General features: G+C 63.8%; 3 protein-coding genes and 1 pseudogene. All 4 read right to left on the bottom strand.

The genetic code is table 11. The features are described from left to right. Positions 1-53: 53 nt before the first annotated feature. Complete coding sequence (locus AC1D15_RS29430; RefSeq protein WP_477828806.1) at positions 54-392, bottom strand: hypothetical protein; 339 nt, start codon at positions 390-392, stop codon at positions 54-56. A gap of 90 nt (positions 393-482) precedes the next feature. Further along, complete coding sequence (locus AC1D15_RS29425; RefSeq protein WP_465114179.1) at positions 483-863, bottom strand: hypothetical protein; 381 nt, start codon at positions 861-863, stop codon at positions 483-485. Between the two features lie 128 nt (positions 864-991). Beyond that, positions 992-1177 (bottom strand): annotated as a pseudogene (locus AC1D15_RS29420) (transposase domain-containing protein); the annotation flags it as partial. A 71-nt stretch (positions 1178-1248) separates the two neighbouring features. Continuing rightward, on the bottom strand, positions 1249-1969 hold a 721-nt coding region (locus AC1D15_RS29415; RefSeq protein ID WP_477828805.1), incomplete at its 5' end, for an L-serine ammonia-lyase.

Raw genomic sequence — 1969 nt, 5'->3', positions numbered from 1 at the left:
CCGCTCATGGCCGACTGCGAGCACTCCGACGGCCGACAGAACTCGAAGCTTGATCAGTTGTTCCAAAAGAGGCTCAGAACTTCAGACCAAACAGCGCCGACTACCGCTGCCGAGAGAAACCAAATCAGCATGCGCTTCGCAATGACGCCATATCGTGTGCGTTCATCTCGATCAAGGAGCCATGTGTGACCGAAAGGTGCGTTGCCACTCCCGATGACCAGGAAGTAGCTCGGCACAAAGAAAAAGAACGCCGCAGCCGCTAACCAGAGGAGATTGACTTCGAGCACCGAGCTGATTTTGTGATGATCCATCCACCTCTCGAATGGAACGAGCCCGAAAACGGCCCATGCACCAGCAACTGCTGCTGACCTTGGCGTTGCTTCAATGTGCATGCTGCGAGGGCTGGTGAATGTCGTGAAAGACTACCCCGAAGCAGCCTGTCACGACAGACCGCTCCTGGCCGAGCACCGCCCTTCGTACGACTACCCGCGGGCCTCGTACTCGCCGGCTTGACCTCGGGCTACGTCTTCAAAGAGTTTCCACGGGCAAGAATCCGCAAAAGCGTTCAGTTTCTCTACCGCCTCTTTCGAGGCCCGAGCATTGTGTAGATCGTCTGCATCAACCAAGGCTGTCATGAGCGCCCGATTCCATTGCCGCTCGCTTTCCCGCAACCCTACGACCGCACGTGCAAACTCGTCGGGCGATTGAGCTTCCGGCGGAGGATGCTTCGGCAGAGATGCTCTGACGTACTGCAGAAAGAGCGATCGGTTCTCTTCGGTCGCCAACTGAGCCAGCTGCTCGACAGACAGCTTGGCAAACTGATGGAACCATTCCACTTGCTGAGATAGTCTGCCTTCGGACATCGAAGATGGCTGGCTTGGTGTTTGATGAATAGGCGGTTTGGAAGCAGTCTATCGCCAGTGTCTGCAACTGGCCGAACTCGGGCGCTCGCGGCCGGCCATCCGAACGACCGCTCAACGACAGCAGGTCGTCATTGCGAGCCTGCGGACACCCGGCGATGGGGCAGCAGATTCGCGATGTCGCGTGCCCGTTGGGGCGGGAGGCGCGTCAGCACGTCGCGCAGGTACGCGCAAGGGGCGTGGGCGTCGAGCTTCGCCGTCTGGATGAGGCGCATGATGGCCGCAGCGCGCTGGCCAGCGAGCAAGGCTCCAGCGAAGCATCCCAAGCCGCGGTCGTCTGTTCATCAGGACTTCCCGGGACGCTTGCGAAGCTCAGGGCGAAGGGGGCTCAGCACTCCACGATGTTCACCGCCAACCCGCCCCGTGCCGTTTCCTTGTACTTCGTCATCATGTCCGCGCCGGTGTCGCGCATCGTCTTGATGACCTTGTCGAGGCTCACGTGGTGCGTGCCGTCGCCGCGCATCGCCATGCGCGCCGCGTTGATCGCCTTCACCGACGCGATCGCGTTGCGCTCGATGCAGGGGATCTGCACCAGCCCGCCGACCGGGTCGCAGGTGAGGCCCAGGTGGTGCTCCATGCCGATCTCGGCCGCGTTCTCCACCTGCTCGGGCGTGCCGCCCAGCACCGCACACAGCGCACCGGCGGCCATCGAGCAGGCCACGCCGACCTCGCCCTGGCAGCCCACCTCGGCCCCGCTGATCGACGCGTTCTCCTTGTAGAGGATGCCGATCGCCGCGGCCGTCAGCAGGAAATCGATGATGCCGGCCGGCGTCGCGCCCGCGACGAAGCGCGCGTAGTAGTGCAGCACCGCCGGCACGATGCCGGCCGCGCCGTTGGTCGGCGCCGTCACCACGCGCCCGCCGGCCGCGTTCTCTTCATTCACCGCGAGCGCGTACAGGTTCACCCAGTCCAGCACCTGCAGCGGATCGCGCAGCGCCGCCTCGGGGTTCGACGACAGCTGCCGGTGCAGGTCGGCCGCGCGCCGTCGCACCTTGAAGCCGCCGGGCAGCACGCCGTCGGTGCGCGAGCCGCGTGCCACGCAATCCTGC

It is taken from the genome of Rhizobacter sp. P2_H2 (assembly GCF_056403375.1).
This window is presented reverse-complemented; position numbering and strand designations above follow the sequence as displayed.

Coding starts and splice junctions, on each gene's coding strand:
- AC1D15_RS29430 (WP_477828806.1), bottom strand. CDS start 392: ATGCACATTGAAGCAACGCCAAGGTCAGCAGCAGTTGCTGGTGCATGG.
- AC1D15_RS29425 (WP_465114179.1), bottom strand. CDS start 863: ATGTCCGAAGGCAGACTATCTCAGCAAGTGGAATGGTTCCATCAGTTT.